12 protein-coding genes are annotated in these 19,938 nt (G+C 68.7%); 2 read left to right on the top strand and 10 right to left on the bottom strand.

The genetic code is table 11. From position 1 onward, the window contains the following. Window positions 1–184 precede the first annotated feature (184 nt). The 4 genes from ACEL92_RS08455 to ACEL92_RS08440 form a co-directional block, all read right to left on the bottom strand. Window positions 185–577 (bottom strand): holo-ACP synthase, encoded by a 393-nt coding sequence (locus ACEL92_RS08455; RefSeq protein WP_374025155.1) that lies wholly within the window; start codon window positions 575–577, stop codon window positions 185–187. 31 nt (window positions 578–608) lie between these two features. Continuing rightward, window positions 609–9,842 carry a fatty acid synthase subunit beta domain-containing protein gene (locus ACEL92_RS08450; protein WP_374025154.1) on the bottom strand — a complete coding sequence of 3,078 codons (9,234 nt, stop codon included), beginning with the start codon at window positions 9,840–9,842 and terminating at the stop codon, window positions 609–611. Window positions 9,843–10,382: 540 nt separating this feature from the next. Beyond that, window positions 10,383–11,105 (bottom strand): DUF1906 domain-containing protein, encoded by a 723-nt coding sequence (locus ACEL92_RS08445; protein ID WP_374025153.1) that lies wholly within the window; start codon window positions 11,103–11,105, stop codon window positions 10,383–10,385. 60 nt (window positions 11,106–11,165) lie between these two features. Further along, complete coding sequence (locus tag ACEL92_RS08440) at window positions 11,166–12,065, bottom strand: MerR family transcriptional regulator (RefSeq protein ID WP_374025152.1); 900 nt, start codon at window positions 12,063–12,065, stop codon at window positions 11,166–11,168. Window positions 12,066–12,105: 40 nt separating this feature from the next. On the opposite strand from ACEL92_RS08440, the gene ACEL92_RS08435 reads away from it, so the two are divergent. Beyond that, complete coding sequence (locus tag ACEL92_RS08435) at window positions 12,106–13,278, top strand: aromatic ring-hydroxylating dioxygenase subunit alpha (protein ID WP_374025151.1); 1,173 nt, start codon at window positions 12,106–12,108, stop codon at window positions 13,276–13,278. A gap of 12 nt (window positions 13,279–13,290) precedes the next feature. On the opposite strand, the gene ACEL92_RS08430 is transcribed toward ACEL92_RS08435, so the two are convergent. Next, window positions 13,291–14,637 (bottom strand): lipocalin-like domain-containing protein, encoded by a 1,347-nt coding sequence (locus tag ACEL92_RS08430; protein WP_374025150.1) that lies wholly within the window; start codon window positions 14,635–14,637, stop codon window positions 13,291–13,293. Window positions 14,638–14,734: 97 nt separating this feature from the next. Here ACEL92_RS08430 and ACEL92_RS08425 point away from each other — a divergent pair, with 97 nt between their 5' ends. Next, the gene (locus ACEL92_RS08425; RefSeq protein ID WP_374025149.1) at window positions 14,735–16,201 is read left to right on the top strand and encodes an aldehyde dehydrogenase; all 1,467 of its coding nucleotides are present in this window, start codon (window positions 14,735–14,737) and stop codon (window positions 16,199–16,201) included. A 103-nt stretch (window positions 16,202–16,304) separates the two neighbouring features. On the opposite strand, the gene ACEL92_RS08420 is transcribed toward ACEL92_RS08425, so the two are convergent. From ACEL92_RS08420 to ACEL92_RS08400, 5 genes are all read right to left on the bottom strand, one after another. Beyond that, window positions 16,305–16,841, bottom strand: a complete 537-nt coding sequence (locus ACEL92_RS08420; RefSeq protein WP_374025148.1) for a maleylpyruvate isomerase family mycothiol-dependent enzyme — start codon at window positions 16,839–16,841, stop codon at window positions 16,305–16,307. After that, complete coding sequence (locus tag ACEL92_RS08415) at window positions 16,831–17,280, bottom strand: MaoC family dehydratase (protein WP_374025147.1); 450 nt, start codon at window positions 17,278–17,280, stop codon at window positions 16,831–16,833. Before ACEL92_RS08415 ends, ACEL92_RS08420 begins: the two co-directional genes overlap by 11 nt. After that, entirely contained in the window at window positions 17,277–17,750 is a 474-nt protein-coding gene (locus tag ACEL92_RS08410) for a MaoC family dehydratase (RefSeq protein ID WP_374026127.1), read from the bottom strand. The genes ACEL92_RS08415 and ACEL92_RS08410 overlap by 4 nt, the downstream gene beginning before the upstream one ends. A gap of 62 nt (window positions 17,751–17,812) precedes the next feature. Further along, window positions 17,813–18,238: a nuclear transport factor 2 family protein gene (locus ACEL92_RS08405; RefSeq protein WP_374025146.1), complete on the bottom strand. Its 426-nt coding sequence runs from the start codon at window positions 18,236–18,238 to the stop codon at window positions 17,813–17,815. 95 nt (window positions 18,239–18,333) lie between these two features. Further along, window positions 18,334–19,920 (bottom strand): AMP-binding protein, encoded by a 1,587-nt coding sequence (locus ACEL92_RS08400; protein WP_374025145.1) that lies wholly within the window; start codon window positions 19,918–19,920, stop codon window positions 18,334–18,336. Window positions 19,921–19,938 lie beyond the last annotated feature (18 nt).

The raw sequence follows: 19,938 nt of genomic DNA, 5'->3' as shown, positions 1-19,938 counted from the left end.
AAGCCCCACGGCCGGCGACGGTGTCATGCTCATGATCTCGAGGCTAGTCGGGTTGCGCCGACCGGGTGCGCCCCCGGGCGTCGAGCTGGGGGCACCTCGCGCTCGCGAGCGTCACACTAGCGTGACCCCCTGCGTCGACAGCCACGCTGGCGTGACGCTCGGCGTAAGCGCTCGGCGTAAGCGCTCAGGCCGTCTCCAGGATCGCCACCGCGGCCGCGGTGTCTCCCTCATGCGTCAGCGACACGTGAATCGTCACATCCGCCAGATGCTTGGCGATGTCGCCGCTCAGCCGCACCCGGGGCCGCCCCCACATGTCGGTCACCACCTCGATGTCGCGGTGGATGTCCTCGGGCAGCACTGGCCGCTGGGCGAACCGGGACCCCGACCACGCCTTGATCACCGCCTCCTTCGCGGCCCAGCGGGCCGCAAGGTGGCGCGCCGCGAACGAACTCTTGTCCGAGGCGTCCCGGCGCTCACCTGGGGTGAATGTCTCGGAGAAGACGGTTCCCGGCTGATCGACCTGCTCGGCGAAATCAGGGATGGAGACGACGTCGATCCCCACACCGACAATTCCCATGGGACGCCAGGCTAACGGACGGTCGAAGACGTCATCCGGCCGAGACCTCGTAGGCCTCACCCTCACCCAATCGGGATGCCGGGTCCAGCAGCATCGCTGCCTCCTGACGCTTCTCCGGAGCGTCATGGCTGAAACGACGGTCCGCCGGCCGCTCGTACAACGGCGCGCCGCCGGCGATGGCCGAGGCCAACCGTCGCTGACCCACCAGCAGCCGCGCCTCCGCACGCCGCTGATAGTCCGCGCGCTGATCGGCATCGAGCGACGCGATGAACGCCTGCGGGTGCACCAGCGCCACCAGGCCGGACACGTGGCCGAATCCGAGGCTGGTCAACAGCCCGGCCTTGAGCGGGAACTTCTCCCCCAGCCGCAGCGTCTCCCGCACCCAGACGAAGTGCGCCGAACCGGCCAGTTCGTCGTCGACGCAGTCCAGGCTGCGGTTGGGCGGGATCACCCCGTCGCGCAGCATCTGGCACAACCCCATCATCTGGAACACCGCCGCGCCGCCCTTGGCGTGGCCGGTGAGGCTCTTCTGCGACACCACGAACAGCGGGGCGCCCGCGGAGCGGCCCAGCGAGTCGGCCAGCCGCTCGTGCAGCTCGGTCTCGTTGGGATCGTTGGCCAGCGTCGAGGTGTCGTGCTTGGAGATCACCGCGATGTCGTCGGCGCCCACGCCGAGCTTGCCGAGGGCCCGCGCCAGCTGCGAGTCTTTCCCGCCCCGACCGGCGCCCAGGGCACCCAGGCCCGGCGCCGGAATCGAACTGTGCACGCCGTCGGCGAACGACTGCGCGTAAGCCACCACGGCCAAGACGGGCAGGCCCATCTTGAGCGCCAGGTCGCCCCGGGCGAGCAGGATGGTGCCGCCGCCCTGCGCCTCGACGAAGCCGAGCCGGCGCCGGTCGTTGGGCCGGGAGAACTTCGAGTCGTGGATGCCCCGGCCCCGCATCATGGACGTGTCGGCGGTCGCGGCCATGTCACCGAAGCCGATGATGGCTTCCAGCGTCAGGTCGTCGAATCCGCCGGCGACCACCAGTTCGGCCTTGCCGAGGCGGATCTTGTCGACGCCCTCCTCGACCGACACCGCCGCGGTGGCGCACGCGCCGACCGGGTGGATCATGGCGCCGTAGCTGCCCACGTAGCTCTGAATGACGTGTGCGGCAACGACGTTGGGCAACACTTCCTGCAGGATGTCATTCGGCTTGTTCCGGCCGAGCAGGTTGCCGTGATACATGGTCTGCATCGACGTCATGCCGCCCATGCCGGTGCCCTGCGTGCTGGCCACCAGGCCCGGGTGCACCCACCGCATCAACTCGGTCGGGGTGAACCCCGACGACAGGAACGCGTCGACGGTCGCGACGATGTTCCACAGCGCCACCCGGTCGGTCGAGCTGGCCATGTCTTGGCTGATGCCGAACACGGTCGGATCGAACCCGGTGGGGACCTGCGCGCCGACGACCCGCGACAGCTTGGTCTTGCGCGGCACCCGAATCTCGGTGCCCGCCTTGCGGATCACCTGCCAGTCGCTGGAGTCGGGCACCGGCCGCACGACCGTGTGCTCGGGGTCGAATTCGACGAAGGCGCGAGCGTCGGCCTCCGAGGACACCACGAAGGAGAAGTCCTTGTCCAAGAACACCGACACCAGCAGCGGCGACGCGTGGTCGGGGTCGATCGCGCCGTCGTCGACGAACTCGCGAATGCCGACCCGCTCGACGACGATGTCGTGGTAGCGCTCGACCAGTTCGGTCTCGTCGACCAGGTCACCGGATTCGGTGTCGTACCAACCGGGTTGGGGGTCGTCCTCCCAGCGAACCAGCCCGGTGGTCCAGGCCAGCTCGAGGACGCCGGCCGCCGACAGCTGGTTGTCGACCTCCATCTCGAACCGGGTGCGTGACGAACCGTACGGGCCGATCTCGGCGCCGCCGACGATGACCACCAGGTCGGCCGGGTCGACGTCCAGGTCGGCCCATTCCGGCGGCGGCGCCGGCTTGACGGCCCGCGGCGGGGACGGCAACGCCGCGATGGTGCCTTCGGCGGCAACGTCTTCCGATAGCTGCTCGCTCGACGTGGCCTGCTCGCGCGCCTTGGCGGCCAGCTCGGCCATGTCGAGGTTGGCCTCGGCGAGGCCACCAGTCAGGTCGGCCTTGATCGGCGCCCCGGCCGCCGCCACCTTGGACTCGACGTCGCAGAGGTCCAGCAGCATGCCCGCCATCTGCTCGGTGGAATACGTGGTGACGCCGGCCTCCTCGACGGCCTCGACGATCGCGTCGTTGTGGCCCATCAGCCCGGTGCCGCGGGTCCAGCCGATCAGCGCGTGCGCGAGGCTGACCCTTGCGGCCCAAGAGGATTCGGCATGCCAGCGAGTCACCAGCGCGTCCAGCGCCGACTTGGCCTCGCCGTAGGCGCCGTCCCCGCCGAACATGCCGCGGTTGGGCGATCCGGGCAACACCACGTGCAGCCGCGACGCGATGTCACGCTCGGCACCGATCTTGGACAGCCCACCGATCAACCGCTGCACCGCCCAGAGCAGAACCTTCATCTCCATCTCGGAGCGCGAACCGGCCTCCGAGAGGTCCCCGGCGACGCGCGGCGCCGCGAACGGGAAGAGCAGCGTCGGGGTCTGCGCGTCCCTGATGTGAATGGATTGTGGTCCAAGGCTTTCGGTCTGCTCGGTGCCGATCCATTCCACCAGTGCGTCAATGTCGGAGTAGGACGCCATGTTGGCGGCGACCACCCACAGCGCCGCGCCGTAACGGGCGTGGTCGCGATACAGGCCGCGGTAGAACGCCAGCCGTTCGTCGTCGAGCTTCGACGTCGTGGCGATGACTGTGGCTCCACCGTCGAGCAGTCGCGCGACGACCGACGCGGCGATCGAGCCCTTCGAAGCGCCCGTCACCACGGCCACTTCGCTGCTGTACGGGCCGAGGTCGGGGTTCTCGGCACCGGCCGCGATGCGGCCATACAGTGAGGCGTGGATCTGGCGGCCGGCGGCCAGCGACTTGCCCTGCCACCAGGTGGCCTGGGTCGCGACGACATGGCCTGCGCCCTCGAACCTTTCGGACAGGCTCTTCCACTGGGCGTCGATCTCACCCTCGTCGGTCAGCCAGAGCTTGACCAGATCCTCCCGGGCGCTGGCCCATCGGTCGTCGAACACGACGGCCTTTTTGGCGTCGAACGCCGGCGCCACCAAACGTGGCCAGTCCGCGCCCAGTTCGGCGGTGACCAGGTCGATCAGCTCGGCGTCGGTGGCCGCCGGCGGCGCACTCACCGGGTCGTCGTGGCCGAGCTGGCCCAGGATCAGGCGGGCCGCAGAGGCGAGCACACCGTCGCGGCCGGTGATCTGGTCGGTGAATTCGCTCAACGCGGCCGCGTCGACGGTCGCACCGCCGCCGCCACCCGAGGAGGGCAGCGCCACGGCGATCCCGCGGCGCGCGGCCACGGAGGCGACGGCGGCGTCGATGACCTTGTCGACCGACGCGGCGTCGGCCAGCGCGCCCTCGTGCAGGTGGCCCATGGCGCCCCCGCGGACGCTGGTGCCCTCGCGGGTGCCCAGCGCCACTTCCACCGTGACGTGCTTGGCCCAGCCGTCACCGAGCTCCCACGTCTTCCTCACCCGCTCGGCGATCGCGCCGGGCCGCTTGCCCGAGGGACCCAGCACGGTGCGCAGCTGGTCGTTGATCGCGTCGGAAAGCACCGGGCCGAAGGGCTTGTAGGTGCGGGCCAGCTTCGTGACCTGCGACCGCAGGCCCGCCAGGTCGGCCTCGGCGGCGCCGTCGATGGCGCCCAGGTTCAACTCCGACCCGAGGTCGACCAGCAACTGGTTGCGCCGCGACGAGGCGCCGTCGGTGATCGACTCGATGGAGTCGAGCTGCTCGATCTGGTCGATGCGCATCTTGGCCGACAGTGCGATCAACGCCAGGGTGGCGTCGGCGGCGTCGAACGCGATGTCGTCGGGCCGGGGGCCCGAAGGTGCGGCCGACGGCGCAGGGGCGGCCGGCGCGGCCGCCGCCGGGGCATCGGAAGCCTGCGGCGCTTCGGCCGGTTCGTCGGCCTCCGCCTCCGGCTCGGGGTCGGTGTCGGTGGCGAACAGCACCGCGGCGTCGCGCTCGGCGTTGAGCACTTCGACTGTGCTGTGGGCGTATTCGGGCAGCTTGAGGGTGTTGGTGGCCAGTCCGGCGACGGTCGGCGCCGACTTCACACCGATCTCGACGAAGCGCTCCACACCCAGACCGCCGGCCGCCTCCTCGGTGAACAGCAGGTCCTGGGTTTCGATCCAACGCACGGGGCTGGCGAACTGCCAGGCCAGCAGCTCGATCAAGACGATGCGCGCCATCTCGTTGCGGCGCTCGGTCAGCCAGGTGTCGTAGTCGGCGAGGATCGGGTCGAGCGGCTCGGCCGGCACCAGATCCCGGATCTCCTGAATGAAGTCACGGTCCAGGGTGAACGGGCGCGGAACCAGGTTCGGGATGTAGCGCCCGATGATGACGTCGGGGTCCTTGTCGCGCGGCATCACCCGCTCCAGCGAGCGGCGGAACTCCGCCACCCCGACGCGCAGCACCCGCGAGTGGAATGGCACGTCGATGCCCGGCACCAGGATGAACGAACGCTTGCCGCCGGTGAGCTCGCGGCGCCGCTCCACCTCGGCCTCCAGCTCCTCGAGGCCGCGGACGGTGCCGGCGATCGCGTACTGCGAACCGCGCAGGTTGAAGTTCACGATCTCCAGGAATTCCCCGGTGCGCTCGGCGATTTCGGCCACGAAGCCGGGCACCTCGTCGTCGGGCAGGTCGATCTGCGACGGCCGGATGGCGGCCAGCCGGTAGTTCGAGCGGCCCAACTCGTCGCGGGGCACGATGTCGTGCATCTTCGAACCCCGGTGAAACACCGTCTCCAGCAACGCTTCCAGCTCGTAGATGCCTGTCACGCAGGCCAGCGCGGTGTACTCCCCGACCGAGTGGCCACAGGCGATCGCACCTTCGACGAAGGCACCCTGCTCGCGCATCTCGGCGACCTGGGCCGCGGCCACGGTCGCCATCGCGACCTGGGTGAACTGCGTCAGATACAACACGCCCTCGGGGTGGTTGTAGTGCACACCGCTGGCGATGATGCTGGTCGGGTTGTCGCGCACCACGTGCAGCACCGAGAAGCCCAGCGTGTCGCGGGTGAACTTGTCCGCCTTGTCCCACACCTTGCGGGCGGCCTTCGACCGGGCACGGACGTCCATGCCCATGCCCTTGTGCTGGATCCCCTGGCCGGGGAAGGCGTACACCGTGTGCGGGGCGGCAAGGCGTGCGGTCGCCGACATCACCAGGTCGGACCCGATTCGGGCCGCGACTTCCAAAACCTCTGCGCCCTGGTCGATTCCGACGCGCTCGACGCGGAAGTCGACCTCGTCACCGGGGCGCACCATGCCCAGGAATCGCGCGGTCCAGCCGATCAGCCGCGCCGGTGGGCGCGCCTGGCCGTCGGTGGCGGTCACCGCGTGCTGCGCCGCGGCCGACAGCCACATGCCGTGCACGATCGGCGATTCCAGGCCGGCCAGCAGGGCCGCCGCGCGGTCGGTGTGGATCGGATTGTGGTCACCGGACACCACGGCGAACGGTCGCATGTCGACCGGGGCGGTCAGCCGGACGTCGCGGCGGCGGCGACGCGGGGTGTCGGTCGCGTTCGGAGACACCGCCCCGCCGGCCCGCACCGGATCGGTGAGCTCGGCCGCGCCCGTGCGGCCCAGGATCGCGAAGCGCTCGTCGAGACGGGCGATGGTCGCGCCGTCGGCACCGGCGATCGTCACCGCGACCCGGAGCACCCGGCCCATGTCCGTGTCGACGGCCGGGGAAGCCGTTGCACTGATTGCCAATTCGGCCGCGACCTTGGGCAGCACGCCGACCAGGTGGGCGGCGTGGTCCAGGTGCACGAGGCTCAGCAGGCCCTCGACGACCGGGATGCCGGCGTCGGTGACCGCCGAGCCGATCGCCGCGAAGACCGCGGGCCAGCACAGGCCGACCAGCGCGTCGGGCACGGTGGTGAGGCCGGGCGCCAGCGGCTCGCCGAAGGTGGCGGTGACCCCGGTGTGATCGGCGACCCGCTCGGGGTCCCAGCCCACCGACGCGGTGGCCGTGCCGTCGACGACCGCGGGCAGGAGTTCCGGCCCGTCGACGCCGGCGGCGATCGCCAGGACGGCGCGCATGGCGGTGGCGGCGTCCTCGGTGGACACCACGGGAGTGCCGCCGTCAACCGTGTTGGCCGGCAGGCTGAACGGGATGTCGATCCAGGTTCCCGATATCGGGACGCTGAGCACCACTCGATCGCCGATGACCTCGAGCCGAGCACCGGTGGACGAGTGTGTGGCGCGGCGGCTTTCGGGCCCTTCGGGGCCTGGATGCACGAGCCAATCGCCCGGGTCGGCGATCCGGTGCACCGGGTTGGTCGCGGTGCGGCCGGCCCACTGCACGTCGGGGGCGTCCAGCACCACGGCGAGCGGTCCGGTCACGTCCTGGCGACCCAGTCGACGCGACGCGACGGCGCGGGGCTGCCCGTTGGAGGACAGCACCTCGTCGATGGCGGCCTGCTCGAAGCGGTCCAGCAACTCGCCGACGGGTTCGTCCATCCGGGTGATGCCGGCCACGGCCGCGGTGCCCGGGATGATGCACACCTGGTCGGCGTCGTAGCGGGCGTCGTGCGCCTGCCACAGCGAGTCGCTGCGCCACCAGCGCCGCACGTCCTTGTCGATGACCGGCACGAAGTTGACCGGCTTACCCGGCGTCTTGCACAGGGTGACGAAGAAGGGGACGTCGGCCGGGTGCAGCTGCACGGTGTCGGCGTCGGGGTAGTGCGCACGCAGCGCGGCGATCGCGTCGTCCGGCCGTTCCAGCAGAGCGGCATCGTTGAACAGGGTCTCGATCGGGCCGGAATCGTTTGCGTGCAAACGGGCTTCGGCGCGCTGCAGCATCTGCTGGAACCGGTCGCGCCAGGTGTCGGCCAGCCAGGGGCTGCCCGGTGCGGCGGTGTCGGCGGTGGAGTTGCCCTCCCCGATGGCCAGTTCGACGTAGCGCCGTAGCCACTGCAGGTAGGTCATGTCGGCGACGTCGCCGAAGTACGGCTTGGCCGTGTTGGCCATCGCCGCGATGATCTCGTCGCGGCGAGCGGCCACGGCCTCCGCGTCACCGGCGACCTCGTCGAGGAGCCGCCCGCACCGCGAGGCGCTGTTGTCGATCTCGTGGATGTCGGCACCCAGTTGACTGCGGCTGGAAGCCATGCCGCCCACGGCTTTTCCGGCGCCCACCCACTGGTCGGTGCCCTGCGTCTCGACCAGCATCCGCTTGACCGAGGGCGACGTGGTGGCCTCCTTGGTCGCCATCGCCGCGGTGCCGACCAGGATGCCGTCGATGGGCATCAGCGGGAATCCGTACGGCTGTGCCCAGCGCCCGGACAGGTACTCGGCCGCCCGCTCGGGGGTGCCGATACCGCCGCCGACGCAGACGGTGATGTTGGGGCGCGCCCGCAGCTCGGAATACGTTGCCAGCAGCAGGTCGTCGAGGTCTTCCCAGGAGTGGTGGCCGCCGGCGCGCCCACCCTCGATGTGCATGATCACCGGCTTGGTGGGCACCTCGGTCGCGATGCGGATGACCGAGCGGATCTGCTCGACCGTGCCGGGCTTGAACACCACGTGACTGATGCCGACGTCGCCCAGCTCCTCGATCAGCTCAACGGCGTCCTCGAGGTCCGGGATGCCGGCGCTGATCACCAGGCCGTCGATCGCCGCCCCGGACTGACGCGCCTTCTGCACCAGGCGCTTTCCGCCGACCTGCAGCTTCCATAGGTACGGGTCGAGGAACAAGGCGTTGAACTGATAGGTGCGGCCCGGCTCGAGCAGCGTGGCTAGCTCGGCGATGCGGGCGGCGAAGATTTCCTCGGTGACCTGCCCGCCACCGGCCAGCTCCGCCCAGTGGCCCGCGTTGGCCGCGGCGGCGACGATCTTGGCGTCGACGGTGGTCGGGGTCATGCCCGCGAGCAGGATCGGCGAACGTCCGGTCAACCGGGTGAACTTCGTCGAGAGCTTGACCCGGCCGTCGGGAAGGCGAACGACGGTGGGCGCGTAGGTGGACCACGCCCGCGCCACCTCGGGGACGGCGCCGACGGTGAAGAGGTTGCGCTGCCCGCCGCGGGTCGCGGCGGGCACGATGCCGACGCCCAGGCCGCGGATCACCGGCGCGGTCAGCCGGGTCAGGATGTCCCCGGGCCCCAAGTCGAGGATCCAGCGCGCGCCGGCGTCGTGCACCCGGCCGATCTCTTCGACCCAGTCGACGCGACGCACCAGGATGGACTCGGTCAGCTCGCGAGCCAGCGTGACGTCGAGCCCCACCTTCTCGGCCCAGCCGCCGACGATGTCGATGCCGTCGGCCAACCGGGGCGTATGGAAGCCGACCTCCACTTGCACCGGGTCGAAGACCGGCGCGAAGACGTCCCCACCGCGCAGCTTGTTCTTGCGGTCGGCCTCTTCCTTTTCGGAGATCTGCTGGCAGTACAGCTCGAACCGGGACAGCTGTTCGGGTGTGCCGGTGATGACGACCGAACGCCGGCCGTTGCGGATGGACAGCACCGGCGGCAATACGGTGCGGACGTCCTGCGCGAAGTCGTCGAGCAAGCGGCCGATGCGCTCGGGGTCGGCGTTGGTCACCGACACCATCGGCGGGCGGTCGCCGAGCACGGAGATCCCGCGCCGACGGGCGACCAGCGTCCCGGCCGCGCCGATCAGCTGGGCCATCGCGAGCAGCTCGGCGTCGCGGGTACCGGCGGCCTTGAGCGCCTCGACCGCGAGCACCCCTTGCGAGTGCCCCGCCACGGCCACCGGCGGGGTGTCGGTCAGGTCCATGCCTTGGCGCGCCAGCGCGCGCACGGCGGCGATCTGGGTGAGCAGCACGCCGGGGATCGACACCGCGGCCGAGGTCAGGTGCTTCTCGGACGGGACGGGGTCCTCCGCCGCGAGCGCCCGCACCCAGGTGAGTGGTTCGAAACCGATCGGGCGCACCACCACCAGCTCTTTGGCCACCGGCTCGAGCAGCAGCTCCACCTCACCGACCAGCGTTGCCAGCTCGGACTCGATCCCGGCCGACGACACCAGCTCTTCGAGGGTCTCCAGCCAGGCGCTGCCCTGGCCGCCGAACGCGACGGCGTACGGCTCGCCGGCCGTCAGACGGTCGACCAGAGCGTGGGCGGTGTGCGGCCCGTTCGGATCGCGCTCTGCGGACACCCGGTCGTGCTCGTGGATCGTCACGTCTGTATCTCCCTCAATGCGTCATGTACGTCTTACGTGTCAGTGCCTTCAGCCGGTCCGAAGGGGACAGGAACTCTAGAGACTCCGTCGATTCCGCATCGAATCGCGGCCGAAAATCCGTCTGACCGGTGTCGTGTCGGGTGGGCGACCGTGGCGAGCGGCGCGGCGGACTGCATCGGCTGTACTAAGAGTGGCATAAGGATCGACCCCCGTTTTGCGTGGTGATTGGTTACTGGTGAGTTCTACGCATGGGTAACCGTGTCGTGGGTAACACCTGCCCGAATCGGCGGCGCGGGCGCGGCGAACAAACCTGCTGCATGCAGGTGGTTACGGTCGAGTAGCTATAACTGCGCTGATCAAAGCAGTTTTGTTATGTAATCGTTATGTAAAAATTTCGAGCCGCCGAGCCGCGCGGAGCCCGGCTGGGCCGTGCCGCTCGGGCGGAATTCGCGCCCGCCGCCGCGAAGAATGAGCGAACGAGTGTTTGCTGGGATCTCTAAGAGACGCGGCCCCGCGGCGACCGGTGAAGGAATGGGTCGGCTAGGACCACTGGCCGAATTGCGGCTTGAGGATCTCGTTGACGTCGACCCCGACCCCGCCGACGCTGCGTTTGTCGATCTCGACCTGATGTAAATGGGCGGCCGGGTGGGTGAATCCCTTGGGTGATCCCCAGTTGTGCTGCCAGAAGTAGGAGCCCAACCCGTCGTGCAGCGCCCAGTCGATCGTCTTCGAATTGGCGTACACACCTGTGCGCTGATGACCGATCACCGACTCCCAGGAGCGCAGATAGGGCGCGATCAGCTGTTTGTACTGGTCGTAAGAGGGGTCGTCGTCGATGGAGGCGTAGATCGGCGCGCTGGCGGGGCCGCCGGCGGCGGCGTGCAGCTGCATCCCGCGCTGCGCGTGCTGGAGCCCCGCGTTGGCTCCGCCGAGCCAGTCCGCGGTGTTGCCCTTGCCGTACTGGTAACAGGAAACGATTTTCAGCCCGTTGCTGTTGAGGTCGCGCGCCTCGGCGACCTGGATCGGCTTGCCCAACATCCAGTTGCCGCCGGGTCGCCGGTCCGACACGTACCTGATCGAACCCACGGCTCCGGCCGCCCAGATCTGGCTGGCCGGAATGACGCCGGCCGCGTAGTCCAACAGGGTGCCGAGCGACGCCGACGCCGGTGCTGATCCCACGGACGCGCCCGCGACGCCCAGGCCCACCAAGGCCGGGGTCGCGGCCGCCAGTCTGAGCAGGTCACGTCGCGAAACCGAGGACACAAGCGACAGAGTACGACAGTAACCCCATCTAACACATTGACCACACTGGTCACATCTGCATCACAGTGCCGCGCTCTGGGTTTGGGGTGGCGTCACCGTGGGCAGCACGATCACGCTCACCGCGTCCAGGCCGCGGTCAGCGGTCAACCGGGCGATCTCGTCAAGGAAGCGGGCGGCGGCCGGGTTGATCGATCCCGCCCAGGCGCGGAATCCCTGCACGATCACCGGGTCGCGCTCCAACGACGGTTGCACGGCGCGCAGCACGCCGACCACGTCGTCGGGCAGCGGGTCGGCGATCTGCTCGTCGATCCAGCGCTGGGCAAGCTGCGTCGCCGCGCCGTGGTCGGCCAACTTGATCACGTCGCCGGCGAGGTTGCGCAACCGGTCGAACAGCACCTGGCGTCCCGGTGTCTCGGCCAATTCCGCCAGCAGCTTGCTGGCCGCCGCCGGCAGGACCATCTGCCCGAAGAGCACCGGAACCGGCAGGTCCCACTCCCGGAACAGGTCGGCGTACATGGCGGTGACGGGCTCGGGCAGCGGCGCGCTGAGCCGCCCGATGACCCCGATGCTGTCGCGGTGGGTGGTCGCCAGCCTGCGCAGGATGTCCTCGTTGACGTCTTCGGCGGGGCAATCGGTGGCGGCGCGGGATCGGTCGATGGCCGCGATCAGCTGGTCCAGCCGGTCGCGCTGACGCACCAACAACGTCCGGTGCTCGTCGAGCACACCAGCCAACGTGGTGCGCCCACCCGCGATCAGCCGCTGGATGTCGTTGATGCTGACGCCGAGACTTCTCATCAAATCGATGCGCAACAGGTCGAGCACCTGCTCCACCCCGAAGACGCGATACCCGTTGGACAGATGCTCGGCGCGCAGCAAGCCGATTTTCTCGTAGTGGCGGATGCGACCGGAAGCGATCCCGGTCAGGGCCGTGACGTCGCCGATCAGCAACTGCTCAGCCACTCCTTGACCTTACAACTGTGGCAAGGTCTGTACTGATCAGATGGAACGCGACCAGCTGATCGATCTCACCCGCCGGGCCTTGAAGTTGGCGCGCGACAAGACCACCGATCTCGCCCCGCAGGAGCACCGGGTCGAGGCGCGGGACTACACCTCGACGGAGCGTCACGAGCGCGACCGCGCCATGGTGATGGCCAGTCCCCAGTTGGTCGGCTATGCCTCGGAGCTGCCCGCCCCCGGCGCGTACTGCACCAAGACGGTGATGGACCGGTCCATCCTGCTGACCCGGACGGCCGACGGATCGGTCAAGGCGTTCAACAACGTCTGCCTGCACCGCCAATCGCAAGTGGCGACGGGATGCGGCAGCGCGAAGCGATTCACCTGCCCGTACCACGCGTGGACCTACGACAACACCGGCCGCTTGGTCGGCCTGCCCGGTCGCGAGGGGTTTCCCAACGCGGCGATCGCAAGCGCGGCGAAGCCGGGCGACGGCCTGACCGAACTCCCGGCCGCCGAGTTCGCCGGATTCCTTTGGATCGCACTGGATCCCGGCACCCCCCTGGACGTCGCCACACACCTGAGCCCGCTGGCCGCCGAGCTCGATTCCTGGGGCATCGGGCGCTGGTCACCTCTGGGCGAGAAGGTGCTCGACTGCCCGATCAATTGGAAGCTCGCGGTCGACACATTCTCGGAGAACTATCATTTCGCCACGGTGCACCAGAAGACCTTCGCCACGATCGCCCGCAGCAATTGCACGGTCTTCGACGCCTTCGGTCCGCACCACCGGTTGATCTTCCCGCTCAACACGATCCTGGGCCTGGACGAGGTCGCCGAAGGGCAGTGGGATCCGTTGCAGAACATGGTCGTCATCTACGCGCTGTTCCCGAACATCGTGCTGTCGGTCACCATCGCCAACGGCGAGCTGTTCCGGATCTACCCCGCCGACCGACCGGGAAGATCGATCACCGTGCATCAGAATTCGACACCGCTGGACCTGTCCGAGGAATCGGTGGCCGCCGGCGCGCAGGCCGTCTTCGACTACGCGCACGCCACCGTGCGCGACGAGGACTACCGGCTGGTCGAGGGTCTGCAGGCCAACCTCGAGTCGGGCGCTCGCGACCACTTGGTGTTCGGCCGCAACGAACCCGGGCTGCAGCATCGCCACATCGCGTGGGCCCGGGCGCTCGCCGGGGACGGCGCCGCGTCGGGGCGGTAAATCCGCGGCCCCTCAACCGGCGACGGAGAGCGCCGCCACAAGGTCGTCCAATAGTGTTGCCAGCGCTTCGCTTTGGGCCGCACGCACCGTGGTCAACAGTCCCACCGCTTCCTGTCGGCGTCCCCGGGCCAACAGCTGCACCAGTAGACCCGCGGCCATCTGCAGGTCCCGGTCGGCGGGTTCCATGTTCGCGACGGTGGTGGCCAGCACGTCGACCAACTCCCAGTCCCGGTACAGGGCCAGCGAGCGCTCGTTGAACGCAAAGCCGGTCACGGGTTTGCCCCATAGGGTCCCGCTGTAGCGGTACGGACCCTCCATGTATTCGATGGGCAGGCCGTGCGCGGGCACGGGCACCAGCGGCTCGCCGACGATGTCCAATTGCATGGTGCGGCAGGTGATCCGGTGGCGGTCCGGCATGTACCGTGCGGCCGCATGCGGCCGCACCAACGGCTGCACCGCCTCCGGCCATCGCACATAGCTGCTGACCGTCACCTCGACGTCTTCGGCACACTCCGGTGGAATGGCCGGGTCGGGATGACTCATCGTCACTCCGGTAAACGGCTGCAGCGCATTGCCATCGGTGCGGTCGAACTGCCGCCAGATGCTCAGATCCACGCCGTTGTCGAAGTTGATCGTGCGCCATTCGTGGGACCGGGCCCGCGGGTCTCCCCCGGTCCCGCCGCCGCCGGCGTACTTCGGGAACCACTGCCGGTCGATGTGCCCGCTGCTGCCGGAAACCTGTTCGACGACGTCGCCCCAGCGCAGCGTGCCCGTCATCGCCATGCCGGTCTGGAAGTACGAGTAGGTCTCGGTCTGGCCGAAGCAACAGATCTTCCCGTTGTACGTCGAGGCACCCACCGGTGTCGGTGCGCGGGTGGGCGTTACGGCCAGATCCAGGCGCATGGGGCGGCCCGACTGGTCCTCGCCGACCAGGCTGACGCGGTAGGTGTAGGGCAGCAACCCCCCGTCGGCATCCCGGCACGTGGTCCACGACGCGGTGCCGGCTCCGCTCGAGTAGTGGATGTCCAGGTAGCCTGGCGCCAGGCTCAGCTTGCGCTGCGCGCCGGGCTCCATGTTGGCCGGCGGCATGTCGTAGTCGGTGTAGGTGCCGTAGTCACCGGTGTCGAGATCGAACAGCGCCAGCGTGTAGAAGTCCGCGACCACGGTGCCGCCGGGCCGGTTCTTGTTGAAGATGGTGAGAAAGGCAAACGACCGACCGGTCTCGGCGGCGTCGAGCTGCCCGGCGATGAACCAGGTGTCCGATTCCTGGTCCGGGTGTTCGCCCTCTGCGGCGGGGAAGTCCAGCTGGCTGTCGCCGGGTACCAACTGGAACGGGTAACTGCGCCAATCGCTGGTCATATCGGGCCTCGCTGCTTTTTTCGCTATGTTAGCGTCAATAGCGAAATCACGGTCACTGTGCCATGTGCGCGCGCCAAACCCCTCGAGGAAGTGCCCGATGACAGCAATTGCCGACCACCGGTCCTACAGCGAACTCTTCATCGGGGGGCAGTGGCGCAAGCCCGTGAACCCTCAACAGCTCGCCGTCATCTCCCCGCACTCCGAAGAACCGGTCGGGCACGTCCAGGTGGCCGGGCCGGAGGACGTCGAAGCGGCCGTCGCCGCCGCGCGACACGCCTTCGACCACGGCCCGTGGCCGCGGATGACCCACGCCGAGCGCATGGCCAAGGTCGAGCAGCTCGCCACGATCTACGCCGGCCACATCGAGGGGATGGCCGACCTGATCACCGACGAGATGGGCTCCCCGCGCAGCTTCAGCCGGCTGGGCCAGGCGGCGGCCGCGGCGACGCTTATCCACCTGTCACTGGCCGCCGCCCGCGACTTTCCGTGGCAGGAACGCCGCCAGGGCGTGCTCGGCGAAGTGCACCTGCGCCGGGCCCCGGTCGGGGTGGTCGGTGCGATCGTCCCGTGGAACGTGCCGCAGTTCCTGATCATGCCCAAGCTGATCCCGGCGTTGATCGCGGGGTGCACCGTGATCATCAAGCCTGCGCCCGAAACACCTTTGGACGCTTTGTGGTTGGCGGAGATGATCGAGCAGCTCGACCTACCTGAAGGGGTGGTCTCGGTGCTGCCCGGCGGCCCGGAGATCGGCGAGGCGCTGGTGCGTCATCGGGGCGTGGACAAGATCGCGTTCACCGGCTCGAGCGCCGTCGGCCGCCGCATCGCCGCCCTGTGCGGCGAGCAACTCAAGCGCGTGAGCCTGGAACTGGGCGGCAAGTCGGCGGCGATCATTCTCGACGACGCCGACATTGGCAAGACCGTCGCCGGACTGAAAACCGCCGGCCTGATGAACAACGGCCAGGCCTGCGTCGCCCAGACCCGCATACTGGTCAGCGACCGGCGACACGACGAGGTCGTCGACGCGTTGGCCGAGATGATGTCGGCCCTCCAGGTGGGCGATCCCGCCGATGACGCCACCGACATCGGACCCCTTGTCGCGCAACGGCAACAACGACGTGTGCAGGACTACATCAGGTCCGGCCAGGCCGAGGGGGCCCGCGTCGTGCTCGGCGGCCAGGACAGCCCGTCGGACCGCGGCTGGTATGTGCGGCCGACGCTGTTCGCCGACGCCACCAACGACATGCGCATCGCCCGGGAGGAGATCTTCGGCCCGGTGTTGACGGTGCTGCGCTACCGCGACGAGGACGACGCGATCCGCATCGCCAACGAGACCGACTACGGTTTGGCCGGTTCGGTGTGGACTTCCGACATCGCACACGGCATGGAGATCGCGGCCGGTGTGCGGACCGGCACCTACGGCATCAACATGTACACGCTCGACATCGGCGCCCCGTTCGGGGGCTTCAAGCAGTCGGGCATCGGTCGCGAGTTCGGCCCCGAGGGCCTTGACGAATACGTCGAGCTCCAAACGTTGGTGTGCAAAGGGCAGCTGCCACCGCTATAACCGCCGTCAGTGCTCTGCCCAAGATCGGGGCATATGGCGATTCCCGTTTGCGATATCACCGGCGATATCAAAATCCGAACCCGTCTTATGGTTGCAGCCATCGCTACGCCGTCTCCGGTCGCCATGCCGGGTCACGGCCGAGCCGCGCGAGAAGCATTGCCTGCATGTCGCTTTCGTCAGGCACAGCCATCGGAACACCGAACATTCCCGAGGAGCTCAAGGCCCGCGGGTCCGCGGGTAGGCAGTCGTACATCCGCCCGCACCATGTGGGATCCAACCGATCATCCGCCCCCACCGCGCGGGCGAGATCCCACGTGTGCACCAGGACATCGCGGGTCAGGTTCGGCATCAACCTGTACTCATCCAGCTGACTCACTCTGCCGGATTCGACGGCCGCCGTCAGCGCGTCGTAGGTCAGTTGCCATCGCGCCTGGGGATCGTCTCGCGGTCGGTCCGGCTTCAGGTTCAAGGGACGCAACACAAGTACGTCATGGAAACCGATCACGTGCTCGAGCACTCCGCGCGCATCCCACTCTTCGCACGGGGAGCGACGATCCCACCTGCCATGCGCCGATCGAACGGCCTTGCCGAACCGTCGGCAGACCGCGAGATGCAGCGCGGCTACCTCGTCATCGGCCACTTGCGGGCACCTGCAGGGTGAGCTCGACCGGGCAGCACAGCGCGCCGTGCTGATTGGTCACCTGAATCTCGATGTCCACGAGGCAACGGGGCGGGTCCACCGAGTCGTCGCGACGCTTGGCCACCGCGCGTCCCCGACCGATCATCGTGTCACCCGCGTAGACCGAACCCGTCAACCGCAGGGAGCGGCGCACCACGCGACTGCTCGAGCCCGCCCAATCGGTCGCGACTCGGTCAGCGAAGCCGGCCAGGTGCATCGTGTTGACGTAGATGGTCGGATTGCCCTGGCGCCGTGCATATTCCGGGTCGAAATGGCCCGGAAAGTAGTCCCACGTCGCTCCGGCATTCTCGACCACACGCTGGTAACTGATGTGGTCGACCACCTCGGGCAGGTCGACAGGGACGGTGATCTCGTCGAAGTCCAGGCCGTCGCCGGTCACGGGGATGCCCCCGGAGTGAAGCGGAACAACGTGTTGCGGCAGGTGGCGACCACCGTCCGGTCCTGACGACGATAGGTCTCCAGCGTCTCGACGAAATGGCCCACGCCCAGCCGCGTCCGCTTCTCCGGCGACACCGACACCAGTTCCTCGACTACGGTGAGTACATCTCCTTCGACGATGGGTTCCAGGAACTCGACGTCGTTGGCCGCGTTGATGAACGTGGTGCCCGGCAACGGCACCCGCAACACCAGGGACGCCGCCGGCGGCCCGCCCTGCGGCTGCCACGGCGGAGGGATCAGCCACCCCATCAACAGGGCCGGCGGCGCCAGCAGCCCGCCCCACGTCCGATTCGCGAACTCGGCGTCCCAGTAAGAACGATTGCGGTCGTGGACCATCGCGGCAAACAACTGGATGCGCGCGCCGCTGACCGCTGTGGCCGCGGTGCGCGGCTCGCTGGTCGCGCCTACCATCCGCAGCGCGTCTTCGTAGGTGCCGAAGGCCAGCTGGTAACTGAGGTCGGGATCCACGCCGCTCACATAACGAGCGGGTGCCTACTGGGCACCGAATCCCATTGCAGGGTACGGGAAGTGAAGTACCAGCCGCCACGCTCGTAGATCAGCGTGTCCCGGAAGATCCCGGTGGCCCGCAGCGTGGTGTCGCCGTACATGGCGGCGAAAAGCACGGCGACGCACTGCTGCGTCGCGTTGACCCCGTCGACGCGGATCTCGTGATCGACGGTGACCAGCCGTTGCCCGTCGCCGCCGTCGAACGCCGCGCGCAGGTCGTCGAACGTGTCGCCGTCGCGGTGGTAGGTCGCCCCGGAGTGGCGGAACGTAGCGATCCAGCGCTCGCGATCGCCGTCGGAGTAAGCCCGGTTGTGCCGGGCATTCAGGTTGAGGATGGCAGCGCGGCCCGTGGCGGCCTGCAGCATTTGCTGTTCCTGATAGGACATGGTCATTGCGGTCTCCAGATTCTTCCGGGAAACGACTGCCAACGAGCGGACGTACGTAACATTAAAGTAACTTTCCGACGATTACGTAACATTAACGTAACTTACCGGCTAACGATATAGCCCTGAGCTTCACGGTCCCACGCCCCCTGAGTCACCCCCCGCTCGCGCAACAGGTCCTTGCGTACCCGCCCGATGACGTTCTTCGGAAGTTCGCTGACGGTCTCCACGAACCGCGGCACACAGAAGTACGGCATCCGGGCCGCGCAGAAGTCGAGTAGCTCGGTGTAATCCACTGCGGCTCCCGGCCGCAGCGTCAGTACCAGCAGGATGTCGTCTTCGCCCAATGCACTGGGCACCCCGACCGCGGCGGCCTCGGCCACGGACGGATGGCTCATGACGACGGCCTCGACTTCGGTCGAGGAAACGTTTTCTCCCCGCCTGCGCAGCGCATCCTTGCGGCGGTCGACGTAGGTCAGGTTGCCTTCGGCGTCGAGCCTGCCGAGGTCGCCGGTGCGGAACCAGTCCTGGTGGGGAACCACCCGGGAGCCTTCGCCGACATAACCTTCGCTCATCACGCCCGGATACCGGGCCCGGCAGGCGATCTCGCCCACCGCGCCGGCGGGCAACGGATCGCCGGCTTCGTCGACGATGCGCACGTCGAAGCTTGGATTCGGCCGGCCCGATGTCCCGGGTACCCCATCGTCGGCCAGGGCCTTGACGGCGATCGGGAACGCCTCGGTCATCCCGTACATCGTGACGATCCGGCAGCCGTAACGCTCTTCGATGGCGCGATACGCCTTGGCATCGATCGGCGCCGCGGAGATGAACCGCAGTGGCAGCTGGGTGTCCCGGGGATCCGGGGGCAGGTTGTGCAGCATCGACACCATGGCGCCGGCGCCGGCGAAGCCGACGGCATTGCGCGCGCGGATGTCGTCCCACACCCGGCCGGGGTGAAACGCCTCCGCCAGCACGGTCGTCGCGCCGAGCAGCATCGGGGCCAACACGCTGGGCGCCGCGCTAAGGTGAAACAGCGGCATCGCCGTCCACAGCACCTCCCCGGCGCGCAATTCCCAGGCCGACGCGACCGTCGCGGCCACGGTGAACAGGTAATGCCACGTCGTTGCGACCGCTTTGGACGGGCCGGTGGTGCCGGACGTGAAGAACAGCGCACCCACCTCCCCCGGCGTGGCGCGCGCCTCGGGGGCCGGCCGTCCAGCCCCGCGGTTCAACGCCACCTTGAGTGAATCGTCTTGCAGCACAAGGGTTGGCGTGACGTCCAGCGCGCCGGCAACCAGCTCGACCCGAGGCCGCCGCTCGGCGTCGGTGAGGATCACCTTGGCCTGCGACAGCCGCAGGGCGTGCAGCAGGAAGTCTCCCTTGTTCGCGGCGTTGACTGCCGCGCTCACCGCGCCGAGGCGCGCCGCGCCCAGCCAGTAGTAGACCCATTCCGGGCATGTCCCGGTGAACAGCGCCACGCAGTCACCGGCGCCAACGCCGAAGTCCGCGAGCAGGTTCGCCGCCGCACAGGACCGTTGCCGCATCTGCTCGAAGGTGACGTCGACGCCGGCGATCGACATCATCACCCGGTCGGGATACTGCTCGGCGCGCCGGTCGAGCACGGCCGGCACGGTGAAACTCTCCACGCCGAAATCGGAGGGCCCAAGAGGTCCGCTCCGGTCGGGGCACATCAGGCCTCCAGGGACTTC

The sequence above is a fragment of the Mycobacterium hainanense genome, assembly GCF_041890355.1.
Taxonomy (GTDB): Bacteria; Actinomycetota; Actinomycetes; order Mycobacteriales; family Mycobacteriaceae; genus Mycobacterium; species Mycobacterium hainanense.
Note: the sequence above shows the minus strand (reverse complement) of the source record. Positions and strands in the feature narration are given on the sequence as shown.

Excerpts from the sequence above, each read along its gene's own strand:
- ACEL92_RS08425 (WP_374025149.1), top strand. The coding sequence starts at position 14,735 with ATGACAGCAATTGCCGACCACCGGTCCTACAGCGAACTCTTCATCGGG.
- ACEL92_RS08410 (WP_374026127.1), bottom strand. The coding sequence starts at position 17,750 with ATGGTAGGCGCGACCAGCGAGCCGCGCACCGCGGCCACAGCGGTCAGC.
- ACEL92_RS08405 (WP_374025146.1), bottom strand. The coding sequence starts at position 18,238 with ATGACCATGTCCTATCAGGAACAGCAAATGCTGCAGGCCGCCACGGGC.
- ACEL92_RS08430 (WP_374025150.1), bottom strand. The coding sequence starts at position 14,637 with ATGACCAGCGATTGGCGCAGTTACCCGTTCCAGTTGGTACCCGGCGAC.
- ACEL92_RS08400 (WP_374025145.1), bottom strand. The coding sequence starts at position 19,920 with ATGTGCCCCGACCGGAGCGGACCTCTTGGGCCCTCCGATTTCGGCGTG.
- ACEL92_RS08455 (WP_374025155.1), bottom strand. The coding sequence starts at position 577 with ATGGGAATTGTCGGTGTGGGGATCGACGTCGTCTCCATCCCTGATTTC.
- ACEL92_RS08435 (WP_374025151.1), top strand. The coding sequence starts at position 12,106 with ATGGAACGCGACCAGCTGATCGATCTCACCCGCCGGGCCTTGAAGTTG.